The 17,586-nt window shown below is 69.7% G+C and carries 21 protein-coding genes; 10 read left to right on the top strand and 11 right to left on the bottom strand.

The window, feature by feature from the left end:
* Nucleotides 1-276 precede the first annotated feature (276 nt).
* Nucleotides 277-957 (top strand): hypothetical protein, encoded by a 681-nt coding sequence (locus ACFY36_RS11685; protein ID WP_499745897.1) that lies wholly within the window; start codon nt 277-279, stop codon nt 955-957.
* A gap of 315 nt (nt 958-1,272) precedes the next feature.
* Here ACFY36_RS11685 and ACFY36_RS11680 read toward each other — a convergent pair whose 3' ends face one another.
* Nucleotides 1,273-3,282: a hypothetical protein gene (locus tag ACFY36_RS11680; RefSeq protein ID WP_499745896.1), complete on the bottom strand. Its 2,010-nt coding sequence runs from the start codon at nt 3,280-3,282 to the stop codon at nt 1,273-1,275.
* Between the two features lie 645 nt (nt 3,283-3,927).
* On the opposite strand from ACFY36_RS11680, the gene ACFY36_RS11675 reads away from it, so the two are divergent.
* Nucleotides 3,928-4,110, top strand: a complete 183-nt coding sequence (locus ACFY36_RS11675; RefSeq protein WP_499745895.1) for a hypothetical protein — start codon at nt 3,928-3,930, stop codon at nt 4,108-4,110.
* Between the two features lie 96 nt (nt 4,111-4,206).
* Here the strand turns inward: ACFY36_RS11675 and ACFY36_RS11670 are convergent, their stop codons facing one another.
* The 5 genes from ACFY36_RS11670 to ACFY36_RS11650 all read right to left on the bottom strand — a co-directional run bounded on the left by ACFY36_RS11670 (nt 4,207) and on the right by ACFY36_RS11650 (nt 8,571).
* Nucleotides 4,207-5,055: a sigma-70 family RNA polymerase sigma factor gene (locus ACFY36_RS11670; protein ID WP_499745894.1), complete on the bottom strand. Its 849-nt coding sequence runs from the start codon at nt 5,053-5,055 to the stop codon at nt 4,207-4,209.
* A 103-nt stretch (nt 5,056-5,158) separates the two neighbouring features.
* The gene (locus ACFY36_RS11665; RefSeq protein ID WP_499745893.1) at nt 5,159-5,770 is read right to left on the bottom strand and encodes a response regulator; all 612 of its coding nucleotides are present in this window, start codon (nt 5,768-5,770) and stop codon (nt 5,159-5,161) included.
* Nucleotides 5,767-6,852, bottom strand: coding sequence for a sensor histidine kinase (locus ACFY36_RS11660; protein WP_499745892.1), 1,086 nt, complete (start codon nt 6,850-6,852; stop codon nt 5,767-5,769). The genes ACFY36_RS11665 and ACFY36_RS11660 overlap by 4 nt, the downstream gene beginning before the upstream one ends.
* A 22-nt stretch (nt 6,853-6,874) precedes the next feature.
* The gene (locus tag ACFY36_RS11655) at nt 6,875-7,648 is read right to left on the bottom strand and encodes an ABC transporter permease (protein WP_499745891.1); all 774 of its coding nucleotides are present in this window, start codon (nt 7,646-7,648) and stop codon (nt 6,875-6,877) included.
* Nucleotides 7,645-8,571: an ABC transporter ATP-binding protein gene (locus ACFY36_RS11650; RefSeq protein ID WP_499745890.1), complete on the bottom strand. Its 927-nt coding sequence runs from the start codon at nt 8,569-8,571 to the stop codon at nt 7,645-7,647. The genes ACFY36_RS11655 and ACFY36_RS11650 overlap by 4 nt, the downstream gene beginning before the upstream one ends.
* Before the next feature lie 93 nt (nt 8,572-8,664).
* Here ACFY36_RS11650 and ACFY36_RS11645 point away from each other — a divergent pair, with 93 nt between their 5' ends.
* From ACFY36_RS11645 to ACFY36_RS11620, 6 genes are all read left to right on the top strand, one after another.
* Nucleotides 8,665-9,189, top strand: coding sequence for a 2'-5' RNA ligase family protein (locus ACFY36_RS11645; protein WP_499745889.1), 525 nt, complete (start codon nt 8,665-8,667; stop codon nt 9,187-9,189).
* A gap of 43 nt (nt 9,190-9,232) precedes the next feature.
* Nucleotides 9,233-10,045, top strand: a complete 813-nt coding sequence (locus ACFY36_RS11640) for a class I SAM-dependent methyltransferase (protein WP_499745888.1) — start codon at nt 9,233-9,235, stop codon at nt 10,043-10,045.
* A gap of 11 nt (nt 10,046-10,056) precedes the next feature.
* Nucleotides 10,057-11,112, top strand: a complete 1,056-nt coding sequence (locus ACFY36_RS11635; RefSeq protein ID WP_499745887.1) for a hypothetical protein — start codon at nt 10,057-10,059, stop codon at nt 11,110-11,112.
* Nucleotides 11,113-11,203: 91 nt separating this feature from the next.
* Nucleotides 11,204-11,752, top strand: a complete 549-nt coding sequence (locus ACFY36_RS11630) for a hypothetical protein (protein WP_499745886.1) — start codon at nt 11,204-11,206, stop codon at nt 11,750-11,752.
* Between the two features lie 8 nt (nt 11,753-11,760).
* Nucleotides 11,761-12,294, top strand: a complete 534-nt coding sequence (locus ACFY36_RS11625; RefSeq protein WP_499745885.1) for an alpha/beta fold hydrolase — start codon at nt 11,761-11,763, stop codon at nt 12,292-12,294.
* Between the two features lie 28 nt (nt 12,295-12,322).
* A complete protein-coding gene (locus ACFY36_RS11620; protein WP_499745884.1) occupies nt 12,323-12,676 on the top strand; it encodes a DUF6204 family protein in 354 nt (117 codons plus the stop codon).
* A gap of 7 nt (nt 12,677-12,683) precedes the next feature.
* Here ACFY36_RS11620 and ACFY36_RS11615 read toward each other — a convergent pair whose 3' ends face one another.
* The 4 genes from ACFY36_RS11615 to ACFY36_RS11600 form a co-directional block, all read right to left on the bottom strand.
* Nucleotides 12,684-13,259 carry a hypothetical protein gene (locus ACFY36_RS11615; protein ID WP_499745883.1) on the bottom strand — a complete coding sequence of 192 codons (576 nt, stop codon included), beginning with the start codon at nt 13,257-13,259 and terminating at the stop codon, nt 12,684-12,686.
* A gap of 87 nt (nt 13,260-13,346) precedes the next feature.
* Nucleotides 13,347-14,246, bottom strand: coding sequence for a phosphotransferase family protein (locus tag ACFY36_RS11610; protein ID WP_499745882.1), 900 nt, complete (start codon nt 14,244-14,246; stop codon nt 13,347-13,349).
* Nucleotides 14,243-14,749, bottom strand: coding sequence for a GNAT family N-acetyltransferase (locus tag ACFY36_RS11605; RefSeq protein ID WP_499745881.1), 507 nt, complete (start codon nt 14,747-14,749; stop codon nt 14,243-14,245). Before ACFY36_RS11605 ends, ACFY36_RS11610 begins: the two co-directional genes overlap by 4 nt.
* A gap of 138 nt (nt 14,750-14,887) precedes the next feature.
* Nucleotides 14,888-15,433, bottom strand: coding sequence for a hypothetical protein (locus tag ACFY36_RS11600; RefSeq protein ID WP_499745880.1), 546 nt, complete (start codon nt 15,431-15,433; stop codon nt 14,888-14,890).
* Between the two features lie 356 nt (nt 15,434-15,789).
* Between ACFY36_RS11600 and ACFY36_RS11595 the strand changes: the two genes are divergently transcribed.
* Both ACFY36_RS11595 and ACFY36_RS11590 read left to right on the top strand, forming a co-directional pair.
* On the top strand, nt 15,790-16,461 hold the full coding sequence (locus ACFY36_RS11595; protein WP_499745879.1) for a class I SAM-dependent methyltransferase: 672 nt from the start codon (nt 15,790-15,792) through the stop codon (nt 16,459-16,461).
* A 199-nt stretch (nt 16,462-16,660) separates the two neighbouring features.
* Nucleotides 16,661-17,383, top strand: coding sequence for a hypothetical protein (locus tag ACFY36_RS11590; RefSeq protein ID WP_499745878.1), 723 nt, complete (start codon nt 16,661-16,663; stop codon nt 17,381-17,383).
* Here the strand turns inward: ACFY36_RS11590 and ACFY36_RS11585 are convergent.
* Nucleotides 17,347-17,547, bottom strand: coding sequence for a DUF5708 family protein (locus tag ACFY36_RS11585; protein ID WP_499745877.1), 201 nt, complete (start codon nt 17,545-17,547; stop codon nt 17,347-17,349). The two genes, ACFY36_RS11590 and ACFY36_RS11585, sit on opposite strands and share 37 nt — an antisense overlap.
* Nucleotides 17,548-17,586 lie beyond the last annotated feature (39 nt).

The following is a 17,586-nucleotide window of genomic DNA, read 5'->3' as shown; positions in this document are numbered from 1 at the left end:
GGCAACACCCTCCCAGGAGTAACCGTTGGCTTCATGCCCGAGCTCATGGATGACGTCGTCGACGTCGGTGGTGCCGGCTTCGAGCCACAGGCTGTACTCGCCGGACTCCCGCGGTTAGACGCCGATCGGATCCACGGCCCGACCTTGGCGTCGCTCCAATTATGAAGCGGCATGCCGACATCGGCGAGCAGCGTGCGAGCCGCGGGCAGCGTGCAGAGCGCGTGGGGCGACGAAGCGATGGCGGGTTGACGTTGTCAGCGATGATGCATCGTTGTGATGCCTTATCCCGAGGAAACCGATCGTCGTTCAGGTCTCACGAAGATTGCCGAGATGGGAATCTCGGCAATCCCCGGTGTCGGCGGTCCGCTGCAGATCGCCTTCGCCGAGGCCGCCGGCCGCCGACTCGCCGAACGGCGTACGCAATGGCTGCACAGTGTGACCGAAGAGATCAACGGCCTCAGCGACCGGCTGGGTAGCGTCGAACAGCTGGTCTACAACGACACGTTTATGGACGCGTTGACGACGGCGTCGCAGATCGCTGACCGGACTTCCCAGGCAGAGAAGATCGCACTCTTGCGCAACGCCGTGGTCAACTCAACGCTCCCCGGGGCGCCGGACGACGATACTCAGCAGCTGTTCTTCACCATGATCGATCGGTTCACGCCGACACATATGCGCCTGCTCATTCTGCTGTCCGACCCGGCTGGTTGGTTCTCCCGGCACAATCTGGCCCGGCCGAACGTCGCCGAAGGGCACAAGAGTGTGATCGTGGAAGCTGGGATCCCAACGTTGGCGGCGCGGCCAGATCTGATTGATCGATATGCGGCCGCGCTCATCGACACAGGGCTGGTCAACTCCGGTGGGATGATGGGAGCAGCAGGCCTGTGGACGCCAGCCACGACGCCTCTGGCGGCAGAGTTCCTCGATTTCATCGTCACTCCGCAGACTCGCGTCTGACCGAAGCGCATCCGAATCAGATCGTTTGACCCGTCGTCGGTTTAACTGATTCCGATTTAACCGGATTCTCTCCAGGGTGATGCCCTGATCGTGCGGATGAGGTATTCGCAACCGCGCGACGAGGTGAAGGCACGCGCTGCGCGCCTGTATCGCGAATCGGAGAGGCGTCGCGGCTGAACGTCCTGGCCGTCCGCGGCGATACTGGTGGCCCCGAACGGCTGGAGGGCTGATGCGCACCTCGTTGACGACGCCTCCACCGGCCTGATCTGCTTGCCGCCCCGCCGTGACGGTGTATCGCCTCGCCGGCGTTGCCCCTCAGCGCGGCTGCACCGTGGTGGTGCAGCCTTTCACGTCCTGCTCGCGCGGGCTGGGGAACTGCACCGGAGTGCTGAAATCGAGCCGGGTACCGGTCCACATGGCGAGCACCTTCACGCCAAACGTCGGGGTTCCGCTCGGGGCGACCGGGCCGTAGTCCCGCGAGAGCATCGTGACGACCTTGCCGTCGAACTGCAGGCAGCCGCCGGTGAAGTGCCGGCCCACCATGTCCGGCGGCCGCTGCCCGAGCAGTCGCGGCGCGGCCGGGTTGGAGGCGCCGTCGAAGACGAACAGGTAGTCGCTGGTACGTCCAGCGCTGACGTAGCAGTTGAGCAGCACGAACGAGTCGGGAACTTCATCGCCGGTGATGTCGTGGTACATCGTGGCGAAGTACTGCTCGGCACCGACCTCGCCGCAGCGCAACCGCGCGCCGGCGGCCGCGACCCAGTCGACGTTGCGCAACCTGCTCGGCGGAACCGGCCGGTTCAGCGTGACCCGGGCGGTGGCCGTGTTCGCCTTGCCGAGGCTCAGCGTGTCGATGATGCCGGACACGCCGACCGCGACGCTGCTGCGCAGATCTTTCGCCTGCTCGAGCAACCCTGTCGTCAGGTCGCCGATCTGCTTGGCCTGTTCGGCCGGGTTCAGCAGCGCCATCTGAGCCTTGTAGCCGTGAGTGACCGATGCTTTCACGAACACGCCGAAGCACTTATCGAAGATCGCGTCGATGAGCTTACCGACCTGTTTGGTAAACGACAGGCTGGCGTCCTTGGCTCCCAAGACCAAGCTCGTGCCGCAGCTGATCAGCTCGACCTTGTCGAAGAAGTCCTCGACGGCGCCGGCGTTCTCCGCCCGGCTGATCATCTTCTTGCGCTGCTGCAGCAGGCCGTTGTCAGCCTGGGTGTCGCGCAGATACTCCGCGAGGGTGTACCCGGATGAGTGGTTCTCGCGTTCGGCGATGAACGCGTCCCAGAGGTCTTTCTCCACAGCGTTGAGCTCGGCGCGCATCGCGGAGATCTCGGCTCCGCTTCTACCGCGGGTGACGGCGAGCGCGAGCAGCCCGACGGCCTTGACCGCCATGACGCTGGAGTCGAGTTTCGCGTTCAGGCGCAGACTGCGCGGGGCGTTGCCGGCAAGCTTCAGCGGCACGCTGGCCCCCGCCGGCACGGCCAGCTTTCCACTGCGCGACATGACCATCGCCAGGGCCAGCTCGATCGGGTCGTGCGTGTCGAGCAGGTCGAACACGCCCGGCCCGACCGCCGCGTCCGGCAGGGAGACGACCAGCGGGTACGGGTAGCGGACGTTGACTTTAGCCGGCCACATGCTGTCGGAACCGCGCACGGCGACACAGCCGGTCATGCCGGTGCTGTTGGTGACCACCCACTCCTTGGCCGTCGTCGGGCAGCGGACCGTGTCGGTGGTTCCTCCGGTCAGCCCGACCGCGGCCGCGGCGATCCCGTTCGCGACATCGCCGCTGCGGTCGACGATCCATCCGGTCCCGGCCTTGACCTTGTCCCACGACCAATCAGCTGCCGCGTCACCGGCGTCCAATAGCGGGTCGAAGAAGGCCAGGTGGCCGCGGGAGAAATGCGGCCAGCGGCCGCTGACCGTGCGGGTGGCCGCGTCCACGGTCGAGGGCACCAGAACCCATTGGCCGTCTTCCTCGATGAACATCGACACTCGGGCCGCGTCGACGTTGATCCCGGCTGGCGGCTGGTAAACGGCGCTGACCGTGCCGCCCTGCGCCTGATGGTCCAGGCTGATGTCAAACGGCCGGTCCAGTGGCACGTAACCGGCCACCGGGGCGGGCCCGTCACCGTTCTGGACGATGGTGACTTTCGTGTCGCCGGTCAGCTGCCCAGGGCCGAAACTCACCCGCACCGAGCCGTCCTTCGTGGCGGTGCTGCCACCGGAGGAGCTGATCTTGGAGCCGTCGTCGTGGTGGAACAGGCTGCACCCGGCCATCGGCAGCAGCAGAACAGCAGCAAGGCCGGTGGCCCAGCGACGCGGCATCAGCGGACTCCTTCCGGATTGTCCTCTGCCGCATTGTTGACGTGCGTTCTTACCCGCCGGCATCAGGACAACAGCCGCACCGTTCGGCCGACTTTCCGATGGCGTCTGGCAACGCGCTCATGCCAGGGGATTCCCGGGGCGCAGAAGGGGCACGGACAGCAGCATCGCCGATTCGGCGGCTACGTGCGGAACGTGTCCGGGTCGATCATTTCGGTGGTGAAGCCGATCCGCGTGATCGTCTCGATCGTTAGCGCGGTGGTGTCGGCGAGTTGGTCGCGGCCGGCTCACGTTGACAGGGTGCGGCTTGATCAACCCCCAGTTCTTACCGTTGCTTTGGTCGGAAGACTACGGGCGGGCCTTCATGGCCCAGCTTCCCAACACCAGGGGCGGGTTCGACGTCCTCGCCCTTGACCAGGACGCGAGCGCCCTGGTCAACCGGGCCTTCAAACAGGGCCGGTTACCGGCGCCGTTCCCGCACCCGCGATCCGCGGACTGGCGCGGTGCACGGGCACGACTGGATGGCAGTGGCAGCGGGCCCGTACCTGGTGGCACGGGCTCGAGTGCGCGACTTCAGGTTTCGGTGGATCAGCGCTGGCGACCTCGCCGACCAACTCGCCATGGCCGAGATCGGCGACTGACCCGTGAATGGCTGGCCGGGGACCGGTGGCGTGCGACCGGCGCACCCTGCTGAAATACATAGCCGAGGCCCAGCGGCTGATCGACGCCGGCGGGCTGTGCGGTTCCGGCACCTGCGGGGCGCTGAAGCCGGGCGGTCCGCCCCCGATTGTGAACACGAAGCGGTTCCCGGGTACGCGGCTGGCATCCTGACCTGCCGTTGTCAGGGCACGGGTTCGTCGGACAGCGGGCTGTCAGTCGCTGCGCCCGGACGTTGCTGCTCCAGTACGGGGGCGGTGCCGTCGGCGGTCAGGCGGCGGCGAGCAGGCCCTGGGCGGTGGTGGCGCGCAAGCGGGTCGTCATGGTGGAGCGGGCGCCGATCTGGGCCGCGTAGACGGCGCGGCGGCGGGCCACGGCTCCGCCGGCGGCGGCGCCGTTGTCCTTCTGCTCCATGTGGGTGCTCAGGCCGTCCTTGAGCAGGGCCAGGGCCTCGGTGCGCAGCTGCGAGACCCGCGACTCGGTCACGCCCAGCTCAGCCGCGACCTCCGACAGGGGGCGCTCGCGCAGGAACGAGGCCTCGACCACGAAACGCAGGCGCTCGGGCAGCACGGCCACCGCGTCGTGCAGGTAGCCGATGCGCTCGCGGTGCAGCAGCATCTCCTCGGGGTTCAGGGACGTCTCGGTGACCATGTCCTCGGCCGTGCCGGCGGCGAAGCCCTGCAGCGACAGGACGGCGGCGCGCTGTACGTCGTCGTCGATGGTGGCCAGCTCGCTGACCGCGACGCCGAGCAGGTTGGCCAGCTCGATGTCGCTGGGGGTGCGGCCGAGCTGGGCGGTCAGCTCCTGGCGGGCCTGCTGGGCGCGGCGGGCCCGTGCGCGCACCGAGCGGCTGGCCCAGTCCATGCCGCGCAGCTCGTCGAGCAGGGCGCCGCGCACGCGGGCGGCGGCGAAGCGGCCGAAAGGCACACCCCGATTGCCGTCGTACGCCTTGGCCGCCGTGACCAGCGCGGCGTAGCCGGCCGAGGCCAGGTCGTCGCGGTGCACGTGGGCCGGAACCTTGAACAGCATCTCGCGGACCATGTGGCCGACCAGGGCCATGTTCTCGCGGATCAGGGTCTCCTGGGCGCGGGTGACGGTCGTGATGGCCGAGCTGTTCATGGTGGTTCCCCCCTGTCGTTGCTGACGGGGTGAACTTTTTCGGCCGGCGGGTGCAGCCGGTGGTCACTTACGGTTGCCGTCCGGTTGCACTAGAAAATAGTTCTCAAGTGAGCAGCCAGCCGTTCTCCACGGCCAGCCGGACCGCCTCGGCCCGGGTGCGGGCGCCGGTCTTGCCGATCGCCGACGACAGGTGGTTACGCACCGTCCCGTCGGACAGGTGCAGCTCACGGGCTATGTCGGCGACCGTGCCGCCGTCGCGGGCGGCGAGCAGCACCTGCGTCTCGCGGTCGGTCAGCGGTGAGTCGCCCTGGGCCAGGGACTGCGCGGCCAGGGCCGGGTCGACCACCCGCAGCCCGTCGTGCACGCGGCGGACCGCGTCGGCCAGCTGCCGGGCCGGGGTGTCCTTGACGATGAACCCGCCGGCCCCGGCCGCCATGGCCTGGCGCAGATATCCGGCCCGGCCGAACGTGGTCACCATCAGCACCCGGCAGGCGGGGCGGGCCGCGCGCAGGGCCCGGCAGGCGGTGATGCCGTCGAGACCGGGCATCTCCACGTCCAGCAGCGCCACGTCCGGTTCGGCGGCGATCGCCGCGGCCACGACCTCGTCGCCGCGGCCGACCTCGGCCACGACCTTCAGGTCGTTCTCCATGTCGAGCAGGGCGGCCATGGCGCCGCGCACGAGGGCCTGATCGTCGGCGAGCAACAACTTGATCATGTCGGTACCTCCACGCGTACCCGGAAACCCGGATGATCTTCCCGACGGCCGGCGGTGAACGTCGCGCCGGCCGCCTCGGCCCGCCGGCGCAGCCCCGCGAGGCCCTGCCCGGAGCCCTGGGGAACGTCGGCGCACGGCCCGTCGTCGAGGATCTCGACGCTGCCGGGGCCGACGCGGACCTGGGCGCGGGTGGCGTGGCTGTGCCGCACGATGTTGGTGACCGCCTCCCGGATGGTCCAGGCGAACAGTTCCCGGTTGCGGCTGGGCACCTCGTCGGCCACTCCGGGCAGCTCGGCCTGCACGTTCGCGGCGGCCAGGGCCTCGCGGGCGGCGGCGATCTCGCCCGGCAGGGAGATGCCGCGCATGCCCATCGCCGTGGCCCGCACGTCGGCGAGGGCGTCACGGGACAGCGCTTCGAGGTCGCGCAGCTCGCCGCGGGCCCGTTCGACGTCGACGTCGAGCAGCCGCTGGGCCAGCTCGGCCTTGACCGCCACCACGGTCAGCGAATGCCCGAGGATGTCGTGCAGGTCGGCCGCGATGCGGGCCCGTTCGTTCTGCACGGCCAGCTCGGCCAGCTCCTTCTGGGCGGCCAGGAGGCTCTTCTGCCGTTCCACGGCCAGCCGGATGCCGTAGGTGGCGGCCGAGCCGAGCAGCACCGCCAGCCCGTATCCGTTGTCGCTCCAGCCCGGCACCAGCTGCGGCAGTACCTCGGCCAGCACGAACAGCGCCACCGCGAACGGGACCGCCTGCTTGAGCGGCAGGCACACCATGGCCAGGGCGGCCATGTAGACCAGGCAGGGCAGGGCGTGGTTGCCGGCGCCGGGGATCTGCAGGACGAACAGGGCCAGCATCGCGGCGATGCCCAGCCACATGCGCGGCACGAACCGCGGGGGCGGCGGCTGCCGCCGCGAGAGCCGGGCGCGGCTGGCCAGCACCGCGTAGAGCAGGGCGAACACGGCGACGGCGGCCAGTCCGGTGTAACGCCAGAACTGGTCGCCGGAGCCGAGCAGGGCCTTGACGTTCTCGCTGAGGTAGAACAGCCAGACAGCCGCGAACAACGGGCCGAAACGAGCAGCTGTCATGGCTGAGAATTTACCGCCGCGCTCAGACCCGGGCCGTGTCGCGGCGGAACCGCCACATCGCCCCGGCCGCGAACAGCGCCGTCCACACGATCACGTTGAGCGCGGCCAGCCACAGGTTCCCGTCGTGGGTCAGCGGATAGCGGGCCAGCTCACCGACCCCGTACACCGGGGTGAACTTCGCGATCGCCGCGAACGTGCTGCCGAGCTGGTCGACCGGCACGAACAGGCCACCGGCGAACGACAGCACGGCCAGCACCGGCCCGAGGATCTGCATGACGTTCTCGCTGGGCAGCAGATAGCCCATGAACAGGCCGAACGCGGCGAACACGAGCGCGCACACCCAGGCCAGCAGGCCGCACAAAATCCAGGCCGAAGCCGGCAGCCGCGCCCCCGAGACGGCGCCGACCGCGAAGGCCACGGCCACCGACACCGCCCCGATGATCATCGCGAGGACGATCTTGGTGGCGATGTAGGCGTACGGGCGCAACGGGGTCAGCCGCAGCTGCCGGCTCCAGCCGGCGGCCCGCTCGATCGAGACCATGGCGCCGCCGCTGGTGGTGGCCAGCATCGCCCCGTACACGGCCATGCTGACCAGCACATAGCCGGTGAGGTTGCCGCCGCCGACGCGTTCGGTCTTGTAGTCGGCGCTGGTGCCGAAGAGCAGGAAGAACGCCGCCGGGAAGATCAGCGTGAAGATGACGGTGCGCTTGTTGCGGACCATCCGCCGCAACTCCAGCTTGATCATCCCGAGGGAGAAGCCGCCGAAACGGGGCAGCGTGCGTGTCATGACGGTCATTTCGACACCTCGTCCGCGGTCAGCGCCAGGAAGGCGTCTTCGAGGTTGCGGCTGGTGATCTCCAGGTCCCGGGCGGCCGTACGGGTCAGCAGGTACCGGGCGATCTCGTCACTGTCGGCGCCGTGCAGGAAGATCGTCTCCCCGCGCACCTCGGCCTTGTCCACTCCGGCGATCGCCAGCAGGCCGGCCTCGACAGCTCCCGGCAGCGTCGCCCGGACCGTACGGCCGGAAGCAAGGGCTTTGACCTCCGAGGCCGTGCCGTCGGCGACGACGCGGCCCCGGCGCACGAAGACCACCCGGTCCGCGTACGCGTCGGCCTCCTCCAGATAGTGCGTGGCGAAGATGACCGTGCGGCCCCGGCCGGTGTCCTCGCGGATGGCCGACCAGAACTCGTGCCGGCCGGCCACGTCCATGCCGGTGGTCGGCTCGTCCAGGATCAGCAGCTCCGGATCGGGCAGCAACGCCATCGCGAAGCGCAGCCGCTGCTGCTGCCCGCCCGAGCACTTGCCGACCAGCCGTTTGCCGACCTCGGTGAGCCCGGCCCGTTCCAGCGCCGCCTCCGCGTCGGCGCGGGAACGGCCGAACAGCACCGCCGTCAAACGGACCGTCTCCTCGACGGTGTAGTCCTTGAGCAGCGCGCCGGTCTGCATGACGGCCGAGACCAGGCCCAGCTCGACCGCCTCGTGCGGAGCCCGCCCGTACACCCGCACCGCCCCTTCGGTGGGACGCTGCAGACCGAGCAGCATGTCGACCGTCGTGGTCTTGCCGGCCCCGTTCGGGCCCAGCAGCGCGACCACCTCGCCCGGCCGGATGGTCAGGCTGATGCCGTCGACGGCGGTGACCGCACCGAAGCGCTTGATGACACCGTCGAGCTCGACCGCGGCCGGCGCGGTCGTCAAGTCAGGTGAAGCCGTGAGGGTCATGACCCCATCGTCGGGCCACCCGGTCGCCGGCAGAGGGGCCGCCCGTCACCGACCGGCCATGACATCCGTCAGGGAGGAGCCCACAATGTCGCGATGGAACCGACTCACAGCGCCCTGATCCTGGCCGTCGGCGAAGCCGAACCGGCCGTGTCGGCGCACCGCGAACGCCTCGACGCCGCCGCCGGATGGGGCGTGCCCGCGCACATCACCGTGCTCTACCCGTTCCTGGCCCCGCACGACCTCGACGAGCAGGTCCTGGCCGCGCTGACCGGCGTCGCCGCCTCGGTGCCGGCCTTCTTCTGCACGCTCGAGCGCGTCGACTGGTTCGGCGACAACGTCGTCTGGCTCGCCCCGGCGCCGGCCACACCGATCGTCACTCTCACCGCGGCCGTCGCGGCGCGTTTCCCGCAGGTGCAGCCGTACGGCGGGCAGTTCACCGACATCGTGCCCCACCTGACGATCGGGCACGACCATCCGCGCGACGTCCTGCAGGCGGCCGCCGCCGACGTCACCCGGCACCTGCCGATCCACGCCCGCGTCGACGCGCTGCGGCTGATCACCGGCCGCCCCGAACCCGGGCGCTCCTGGCACACCCTCGCCGAGTTCCCGCTCGGCTGATATTGCGTTGCCGCCCCGCACCGGCCGCAGAAGGATCGACCGCATGCGACCTGAGATCCTCGACTACTACGAGCTCGGCGGCGAGACCGACCGGCTCGGGGCCGGCACCGGCCGGCTCGAGTTCCTGCGCACCTGGGACGTCCTGCGCCGCGAACTGCCACCCGCGCCGGCCCGCGTCCTCGACGTCGGCGGCGCCACCGGCGTCTACGCCGAACCCCTGGCCGCCCTCGGCTACGACGTGCACGTCATCGACCCCGTCGCGTCGCACGTGCGCGCCGCCGCCGGCCGCCCCGGCGTCACCGCCGAACTCGGCGACGCCCGCGACCTGCCCGCACCGGACGCGCAAGCCGACGCCGTGCTGCTGCTCGGCCCGCTCTACCACCTGCTCGACTTCGGCGAACGCCTCACCGCCTGGCGGGAAGCGGCCCGCGCCGTACGCCCCGGCGGCGTCGTCATCGCCGCCACCATCAGCCGCTACGCGGCCCTGTTCGACGGCTTCGTCAAGAACTACGCCCTCGACCCGCGGTTCCGGCCCCGCGTCGACCGGGTCCTCGACGACGGCCGGCAGGAAGCCGTCGGCGAACTCGGCAACGGCTGGTTCACCAGCTCCTATCTGCACCACCCGTCGGAACCACCGGCCGAGGCGGCCGCCGCCGGCCTGACCGTGCGCCGCCGCGTCGGCCTCGAAGGCCCGATGGCGATGCTCGGCGCCCGGCTCACCGAGATCCTCGCCGACCCGGCCGAAACCGAGCTGATGCTCGACATGCTGCGCACCGTCGAGGAGGAGCCGAGCCTGTACGGCGTCAGCAACCACCTGCTCACGATCGCGACCCGCCCAGCCCAGCAGACTGGGTAGAGCCGACCGGCATGCAGTTCCCCACGGGCCTCAGCGACGACACCCCTGTCCTGACCACCGCCGGCTGGACCAAGCACGGAGAACTGCGCCCCGGTGACTACGTCCGCGGGCCGGACGGCAAGCCCAAGAAGATCCTGGCCGTCACCGGATCCACCGAGCGGAACCTCTATCGCGTCATCTTCGATCGCGGCGTTGAGATCACCGCCACCGGTGGCCATCTTTGGCAGGGGTATCGGGATTACAAGCTCCCGGCGGTGGAGCTTCCCAAGGGGCCGAACGGGGAGCGTCGCCGCCAGTACGGCACATATGCCTCCCGCGAGCTGACCTGGACAACCAGCCAGATCGCCGAAATTCCCCTCCGGTCGAACGGGCCGTCCCGCAGCTTCCAGGTCGACTTGCCCGCACCGATCGACCTGCCTGCCCGGGACCTGCCCGTCGACCCATACATCCTTGGTCTCTGGCTCGGCGACGGAAACTCCCACACCGGCATCATCGGTCTCGACCTGCAAGATGCCGCCGAACTGGACCTGCTCGGGCACCGAGTCCCCAGCAACGAGCGAGGCAAGCTGGTCAGCGTCCGCATTCCCGGCCTGACCGCCGCCCTGAACAAGCTGGGCCTGATCAAGAACAAGCACATCCCCGAGGCGTACCTCAACGGCTCCATCGAGCAGCGCCTCGCGCTGCTCCAGGGTCTCATGGACACCGACGGGTGCTGCTTCAAGAGCGGTCAGGCGGAGTTCACCAACACCAACTTCGGGTTGGCCGATGGGGTGGCCTGGCTGGTCACCTCTCTCCAGTTCAAGTACACCCGAACCGAGACGGTGGGCAAGTTCGCGGGTAAGGAATATCGACCGGTCGCGAAGATCCGCTTCTCCACCCGGCCGGACATGCCGACCTTCCGCTTCCCGCGCAAGTTGGAGCGGCAGCATCCGAGCCCGTCCCGTGAGGCTCGGCGCCGGCAGATTCAGCGGGTCGAGCCGATCGGCCGGGGCGCGGCCCAGTGCATCACGGTGGAGGGCAGCCTCTACCTCGCGGGCCGAGACCTGGTCATCACTCAGGACTGTTGAATCGGCGCTCTCACCACTATCAGCCCGGCGCCCTTGTGGACGGCCGCCCCTGACCGCAAGCCGCTCCCAGCCGTTGTGGCACACTCCCGCCGTGGGTGACGACGAGGGCGGGCTGGAGGCCCGCGCACTGATCGCCGCCGATGGCGGAGAATGGTCCGGGCTGCTGTTCGACAACCCGGTCGTGGGCCTGGACGAGGCCCTGACCTGGACGCTGCGGATCCCGTTCGCGCCGGTCGGCGGCGACCCGGTCCTGCTCGAGATCGAATGGCTGCCCGACACCACCGGCGGCTGGCAGGCCATGACCGCGCTGGCCGTGTCCAGCGGCTCGTTCGCCGAACCGGCCGAAGCGGTCGTCCACCACCACGGGCACCACCGCTACGACCGCGTCGACGTGCGCGTCACCGCCCAGGACGGCCCGCTCATCACCGCCGCCGTCACCCTCGCCGGCGACCTCGACGCCCTCGGCCCGGACGAGATCACCGGCACCGCCGCGCTGCGGTTCACCGGCATCTCCGTACAACTGCAAGGGGTCTCGACCGCACCCGAGGCGCTGAACAGACTGGCCGGGCACACCGACACCACCGGCTTGATCGAAATCGAGGACCCGCGAGGCATCGCGTTCCGCTTCGCCCCCGGTTAGCGTGAATCATGGCAGACGCAGTGGTCATCCCCGGAGCACGCTACGGCCCCGCCGCCGGCCTGCTCGCCTACGCCGGCACCGTGCCCGAGAAACGCGGCGCCGAGGCCCACGCCCACTGGTGGAGCACCACGCCGCCGTCCTTCGAAAGTCAAGAGATCGAGGCTTGGGTACGCGCTCAGATCAGCCCCGTGCTCGACAGCCTCAGCGGCCCCGCCCTGCTCATCGGCAAATCCCTGGGCACCAACGCGGCGCGGGTCGCGGCCGAGCGGGGCCTGCCCGCCGTCTGGCTCACCCCGCTGCTGCACTGCCCCTGGATCGTCGAGGCCCTCGACAACGCCACCGCCCCCTGCCTGCTGGTCGGCGGCACCGCCGACAAACACTGGGACAGCGCCGCCGCCCGGCGCCTGAGCCCGTACGTGGTCGAGGTCCCCACCGCCGACCACGGCATGTTCGTGCCCGGCCCGCTGACCGACTCGATCGCCGTGCTGGCCCGCATCGTCGTGGCGGTCGAGGAGTTCCTCGACGAAATCCAGTGGCCCTGACGGTGCCCCCTGGGCATACTTCACCCCCATGAGCCGCACCATCAGGGTCACCGTGCGTGGCAGCTTCGACAACCTCACCGACGCCCAGCTGGCCGAGCTGGTCGCCGCGCAGAGCGCCCACGACTTCCTGCACACGCAGTACACCCCCGAGGGCCACCTGACGTACGACCTGCCCGCGCGGCCGTTCTTCACGTTCCGCTTCGCCGAGCAGGCCGACGACGACGCCGGGGTGGCCCAGGCGGCCCTTCGCGCCGAGGCCAAGGCTGTGGCCTGGATGACCGGCCGCGGCTACGGCATCAAGAAGGTCACCACACAGACCGTCGACGTCGCCGAGATCCCCTTGGGCAAACGCGGCAAGCGCGAGGCCGCCCGAAAAGACTGACGGGACCTCAGGAGCCGATGGTGCACAGGTCGTCGATGGCCTGCGCGTCGGCCGTGATGCGCTGCACGGCCGCGTTGTCCGGGGCCTTGCCCGCCTTGGCGTCCGCCATGAGCTTGGCGTAGTCGTCGGCGAGGGTCTTCATGGCGTTGCGGACGTCATCGTTGTCGGCCTTGGCGGCCGCCGCGTTCAGCTCGGCGATCGCGGTGTCGAGCGTGGCCGGTGTGGCGTTCGCGTCGAGCTTGAAGATCGCGGCCTTGCCGGCGGTGCAGCCGGGGTCGATGACGGTCGACTTCGACAGCGAGTAGATCAGCGCGCCGGCCGAGGCCATGACGACGACCGACAGGACAACGCCGGTGACGGCCAGGCCGCGTCCGCGCTTCTTGGCAGCGCCGGTCTGGAAGACGGCGATCAGGCTCAGAACGAAACCGACGAACGGCACGAAGACCGCCAGGATCACACCGGCGATGGCGAGACCGCTGAATCCCCGCGGCGGCGCGACGGGTGCCGGTGCGGGCGGGAAGGCCGCGTCGGCGGAGGGGGCGAAGCCGGGTTGAGTGGGCTGCGGGGCAGGGGGTTGCGTCACTGCGACGGTCCTATCGGAAGATCCACAAGTTTGAGCGCCCGCACGTTACCCGGATCGGCGCCCTCTCCAAAGTGAACGTCGCCTACCTCACTCGGCGATCAGGCGGGCCACCAGAGGACGTAACGCGAGAGCCCGCGCCCGGCGCCAGGCCGCGATCGGCAGGACCACGTCCGGAATCGTCGCGGCCCGGAACCGCCACATGCCGGCCAGGCCGACCACGAACCGCGACGCCTCCGGCGGCAGCGTCCGCAACAGCCGATGAGCCCGGTCCACGGCTGCCCGCGGGCCGGCCTCGTGGCCGCTGGCGACCACGTCCGCCGCCAGCTGGGCCAGATCGATCCACGGGGCGCCGGCCGAGGCGTACGCCCAATCCAGCAGAATCGCCTCCCGCCCCCGCGCGGTGTTGTCGACACGGATGTCGCGGTGCACGAGCGCGTCACCGGCCGTCCACTGTTCCCAGCCGGCCACCATCGCGGCCGCCGGCCGTACGTGCGGGTCGCCGTCGCCGTCGCTGTCGCTGTCGCCGAGCTTGAGCAGCCGCTCCCAGCCGTCGAAGCCGAAGAGCCGCTCGGCCACCGGCACCAGCGCCGCCGGGGCCCGATGACCGCTCACGGTGCGGCACGCCCGGACCACCACGGCGATCGAGGTGTCGTTCCACAGCGCGCCGCTCGCACCGGCCGCCCAGGTGGTGGCCAGCGCCACCCACGGCCCGCACTCGACAGTGGCCAGCCGCCGGGGCGCCGGCACCGACGCCGGCAGCTCGTCCAGGATCGCCGACTCCCGCAGCACCATCGCGTGGTTGTGGACCCGGACCTCGGCCGACTCGGCCTTGACGAACACCCGCCGCCCATCAGCGAGCCGCAACCCCACCGCCGGCCCCGGCGACATGCCACCGCGCAGATCCCGGTAGCCGGCCACAGCCGACCCGAGCGCCCCCGCGACAGCGTCCCGCAGCGGCTGCGGGGTGTCGGCCCAGGAAACCCTCACCCGCGAAGGTCGATCACATAGAAGAGCAGTTCCCCGCGCTCGTCATGCTCGACCCGGTCCACGCGCAGCCCGAGCCCTTCCACGATCCGCCGCGACGCCACGTTGGCCGGGCGGATGCTCGACCAGACCCGCCGCAGCCCCGCCGCCCGGCACTCGCCGAGAACAGCCCGGGCCGCCTCGGAGGCGAACCCGCGCCCACGATGGTCCCGCCCGATCAGATAGCCGATCTCAGGTTCCACCGCGCCGGTACGCCCGGTCAGCATCCCGCAGTTACCGATCAGAGAACCGGTGCCGGCGTCGCGAACCGCGTACCAGCACAGCCCGTGCTCGTCACGGGCCCGCGCCCGGTTGCGGATCCACTGCTCGGTCTGCGCCATCTCGGTGAACGGCCCGTTCCCGATCGTGTGCGTCAGCGGATCAGAGAACAGCCCATGCAACTCCGGAGCATCGTCGGCGGCGAAGTGCCGCAGCCGCAGCCGCGGTGTCGTCAACGAGGTGCGCATCAGCCCTCCAGACGCTCGGGGCCACCAGTATCGCCGCAGACGGCCCGAAAAAGTGTCGTACCCGCCGGGGTTCACCGAGGAACGCGAGCCCTTCACGCTCGTCAGCAGCCATCGACCGAGCTGACGCCGTCGCTGTGCTCAACATCCGCCCAGCCCTCTCGTGCTGGCGTGACTGGGCGACAGGGTGATCGGCCCGACCCATCCCCTGATAACGGCGCGGATCTGACCACGCCGCGGCTGAGCAGGATGAACATCGCGGCCCTGTGCCCAGTTGTCCAGTAGGCCCCGGGTCGCCTCCAAAGCCGTGGTCACCATCGTATGAGCGCGCTCCTGGTCGTCCCAGGTGTACCAGAGCGACCAACCCTCATCCCGGGCATCGACACCGAGTCGAGCACAGCCCACCCGATAGCTGTCCTGCTCGCTCTCCGTTTCACCCGGTTCGAACACCGCGGCGCCGCCGAGGTGGAGCACCGGCCGGCTCGGTTCGGCGCAGCCGTCGTCCTCGAAGTGATGGTGCCGAAGGATGCGAGCCAAGTCGTTGACCGAGCGCTGCAGCGAGGTGGCATCTGCCGGGTCTTCGCCGTACGTCTGCCAGCCCTCCTCCTGCGCTGCGGCGACCACATCGAGGGCGAGTAGTTCGATCTGCCGCAGATAGTCATGCACGTCGAGTTCTTGGTCCAACACCAGCACAGTGTGGCTTCCACTCAAAATCCTGTCGCGCGATTTGGCGCGGGCAGGCGACGGCCTCAGCTCAGCGTCGGCGATCCGAGCAGCCTGGCAAACCATACTGAACAAGTAGGGATACAACAAAATCGACACTATGGTGTAACTCTGCCTCGCGCCCGTTATGTCCGCTTCTCGGATTATTGGATTGCTGTTATTAGTAATCCAATAATCCGGACCAAGGTTTCACGCGCAGAGCAGCGCGATGTGGCTGATCCGCCACGGGTGTTACCGAGCCGGTGCGGCCGGGTCGAGGTTTCGTCGCGCAACGACTGATAGCGTGCGCGGCCGATGGCGAACACGGCGGGAGAAGACAGGTGCGACAAGACGGCGACGCCGCTGGGCCCGGTTCGGGTGGCTGGCTGGCGGCCACACGGACGTCCTACGACACCGTGGCCGACAGCTATGCCGACTTCGTTCGTGAATCGCTGAGTGGGCAGCCGTATCTGCGGGCCGCGCTGGCCCTGTTTGCCGAACTGGTTCACGCCGCCGGCGATGGGCCGGTGGCCGATGTGGGCTGCGGGCCCGGGCACGTCACCGCGCACCTTCAGAAGCTCGGGGTGGACGCCTTCGGTATCGACCTGTCCCCCGCGATGATCGACGTCGCCCGGCGGGACCATCCGGGTCTGCGGTTCGAGGTGGGCTCGATGACGGATCTGCGGCTCGCCGACGCCTCCGTCGCCGCGGTGCTCGCCTTCTGGTCGCTGATCCATGTGCCGGACGAGGAGGTGCCGGCGGTCTTCGCCCAGTTCCACCGGGTGTTGCGGCCCAGCGGTCCGGTGCTGGTTGGATTCCATGTCGGCGACCAGGCCCGGCTCAAGACCGAAGGCTACGGCGGCCACCCGATGAACGTGTACGTCCACCGCCGCCAACCCGACCGGGTCGCGGGCTGGCTGCGCGACGCCGGCTTCACGGTCGACGCGCAGATGGTCTTCGGCCCCGACGACAGCATTCCCGGCGCCGTCCTCATCGCACACCGTCTGCCCTGACCGCGGCCCGCACACTCGGGGATCCTCTCGATGTGCCGTGGTCGGCTGTGGAGTATGTGGCCGGGCAGCTGGGCCTACAGCGACGCGCGGCGGACAGGTAGCGTCGTGCGGAAGGCGCCGGGACGCGAGAGGTCAGTCTCCGGCGCTTTGCTCGCGGTGTGACAGCCAGGTCAAGGGCGACTCGTACGGCGGTCACGGGGTGGTCGAACAGGAGGAGACGCCGATGGTGCGGGACAGCTCGACGTTGAGATGCGACACGCATCGGGCCCAGGTCGAGTTCGACGGCAAGGCCGTCACCATCCGGCGCAGGTACGCGCCCCTGCTGCCGTGGCGCGTGAACCGGTACGAGATGGGGGAGCTGCTGGGGATCGACTGGGTGTGGCTCGGCGGCGAAGGCGAACGGCGGCGGCTGGACTTTCACCTCGCCTGGGACCGGCCCTCGGTGCAGATCACCGTGGGCTTCGGCCGCGACCCCCACCATGCGCAGCCTCAGGAACTGCTGCGGCGCTGGGAAGGTCTCATCCGTGCGATCGGTACGGCATTCGAATCCTGGCACCGTCGCGCGCTCGAGGAGACGACCGGCCTCGGACCTTGGAATGAGGCGGTGTGGCGACGTGTGGAGGCGATCGCTCCCGAGGTGCACGTGTTCACCGAGTGGGCCAACGAGGTCCGGGTGGGCGACCGGAAGCCGTGGACCCACCGTGAACAGATCGAGTACAACCTGCTCGCCCCCCGTCGAGGGGAGGGCGGCCGCGGTGGCGGGTTCCGGGTGGGCGAATCGACACTGGATCGAGTACGGATGCAGGCATGGGGCAATCTCGTGCGGCACTTGGACAGAGAACGTCAGGGTTCCGGCGCGACCCCGTGGCCGGAATCGTCACCCGATCAACCGTCGGGGCGGCCCGGTGAGCGGGCGGCCTGATAAAGGCCCCACAGGAATTCCAGGGCGCCCGCCACCATCATGACGGCGCCGAGCTTGGTCAGGGTGATGACCGGGGTTTCGACGTCGCCGGTGAACAGCCACAGCAGCAGGCCCACCACGAAGGTCGCCGCCCCGGACAGCAGGATCTTGACGGTCGGGCTCATCTTGGAACCCCTCCTTTCGAGCGCGGACGCACCGTATCG

This window comes from Actinoplanes sp. NPDC000266, assembly GCF_042899005.1.
GTDB lineage: Bacteria > Actinomycetota > Actinomycetes > Mycobacteriales > Micromonosporaceae > Actinoplanes.
Note: the sequence above shows the minus strand (reverse complement) of the source record. Positions and strands in the feature narration are given on the sequence as shown.

Coding starts and splice junctions, on each gene's coding strand:
- ACFY36_RS11660 (WP_499745892.1), bottom strand. CDS start 6,852: ATGACAGCTGCTCGTTTCGGCCCGTTGTTCGCGGCTGTCTGGCTGTTC.
- ACFY36_RS11685 (WP_499745897.1), top strand. CDS start 277: ATGCCTTATCCCGAGGAAACCGATCGTCGTTCAGGTCTCACGAAGATT.
- ACFY36_RS11605 (WP_499745881.1), bottom strand. CDS start 14,749: ATGCGCACCTCGTTGACGACACCGCGGCTGCGGCTGCGGCACTTCGCC.
- ACFY36_RS11645 (WP_499745889.1), top strand. CDS start 8,665: ATGGAACCGACTCACAGCGCCCTGATCCTGGCCGTCGGCGAAGCCGAA.
- ACFY36_RS11585 (WP_499745877.1), bottom strand. CDS start 17,547: ATGAGCCCGACCGTCAAGATCCTGCTGTCCGGGGCGGCGACCTTCGTG.
- ACFY36_RS11650 (WP_499745890.1), bottom strand. CDS start 8,571: ATGACCCTCACGGCTTCACCTGACTTGACGACCGCGCCGGCCGCGGTC.
- ACFY36_RS11640 (WP_499745888.1), top strand. CDS start 9,233: ATGCGACCTGAGATCCTCGACTACTACGAGCTCGGCGGCGAGACCGAC.
- ACFY36_RS11620 (WP_499745884.1), top strand. CDS start 12,323: ATGAGCCGCACCATCAGGGTCACCGTGCGTGGCAGCTTCGACAACCTC.
- ACFY36_RS11625 (WP_499745885.1), top strand. CDS start 11,761: ATGGCAGACGCAGTGGTCATCCCCGGAGCACGCTACGGCCCCGCCGCC.
- ACFY36_RS11680 (WP_499745896.1), bottom strand. CDS start 3,282: ATGCCGCGTCGCTGGGCCACCGGCCTTGCTGCTGTTCTGCTGCTGCCG.
- ACFY36_RS11655 (WP_499745891.1), bottom strand. CDS start 7,648: ATGACCGTCATGACACGCACGCTGCCCCGTTTCGGCGGCTTCTCCCTC.
- ACFY36_RS11635 (WP_499745887.1), top strand. CDS start 10,057: ATGCAGTTCCCCACGGGCCTCAGCGACGACACCCCTGTCCTGACCACC.
- ACFY36_RS11665 (WP_499745893.1), bottom strand. CDS start 5,770: ATGATCAAGTTGTTGCTCGCCGACGATCAGGCCCTCGTGCGCGGCGCC.
- ACFY36_RS11670 (WP_499745894.1), bottom strand. CDS start 5,055: ATGAACAGCTCGGCCATCACGACCGTCACCCGCGCCCAGGAGACCCTG.
- ACFY36_RS11675 (WP_499745895.1), top strand. CDS start 3,928: ATGGCTGGCCGGGGACCGGTGGCGTGCGACCGGCGCACCCTGCTGAAA.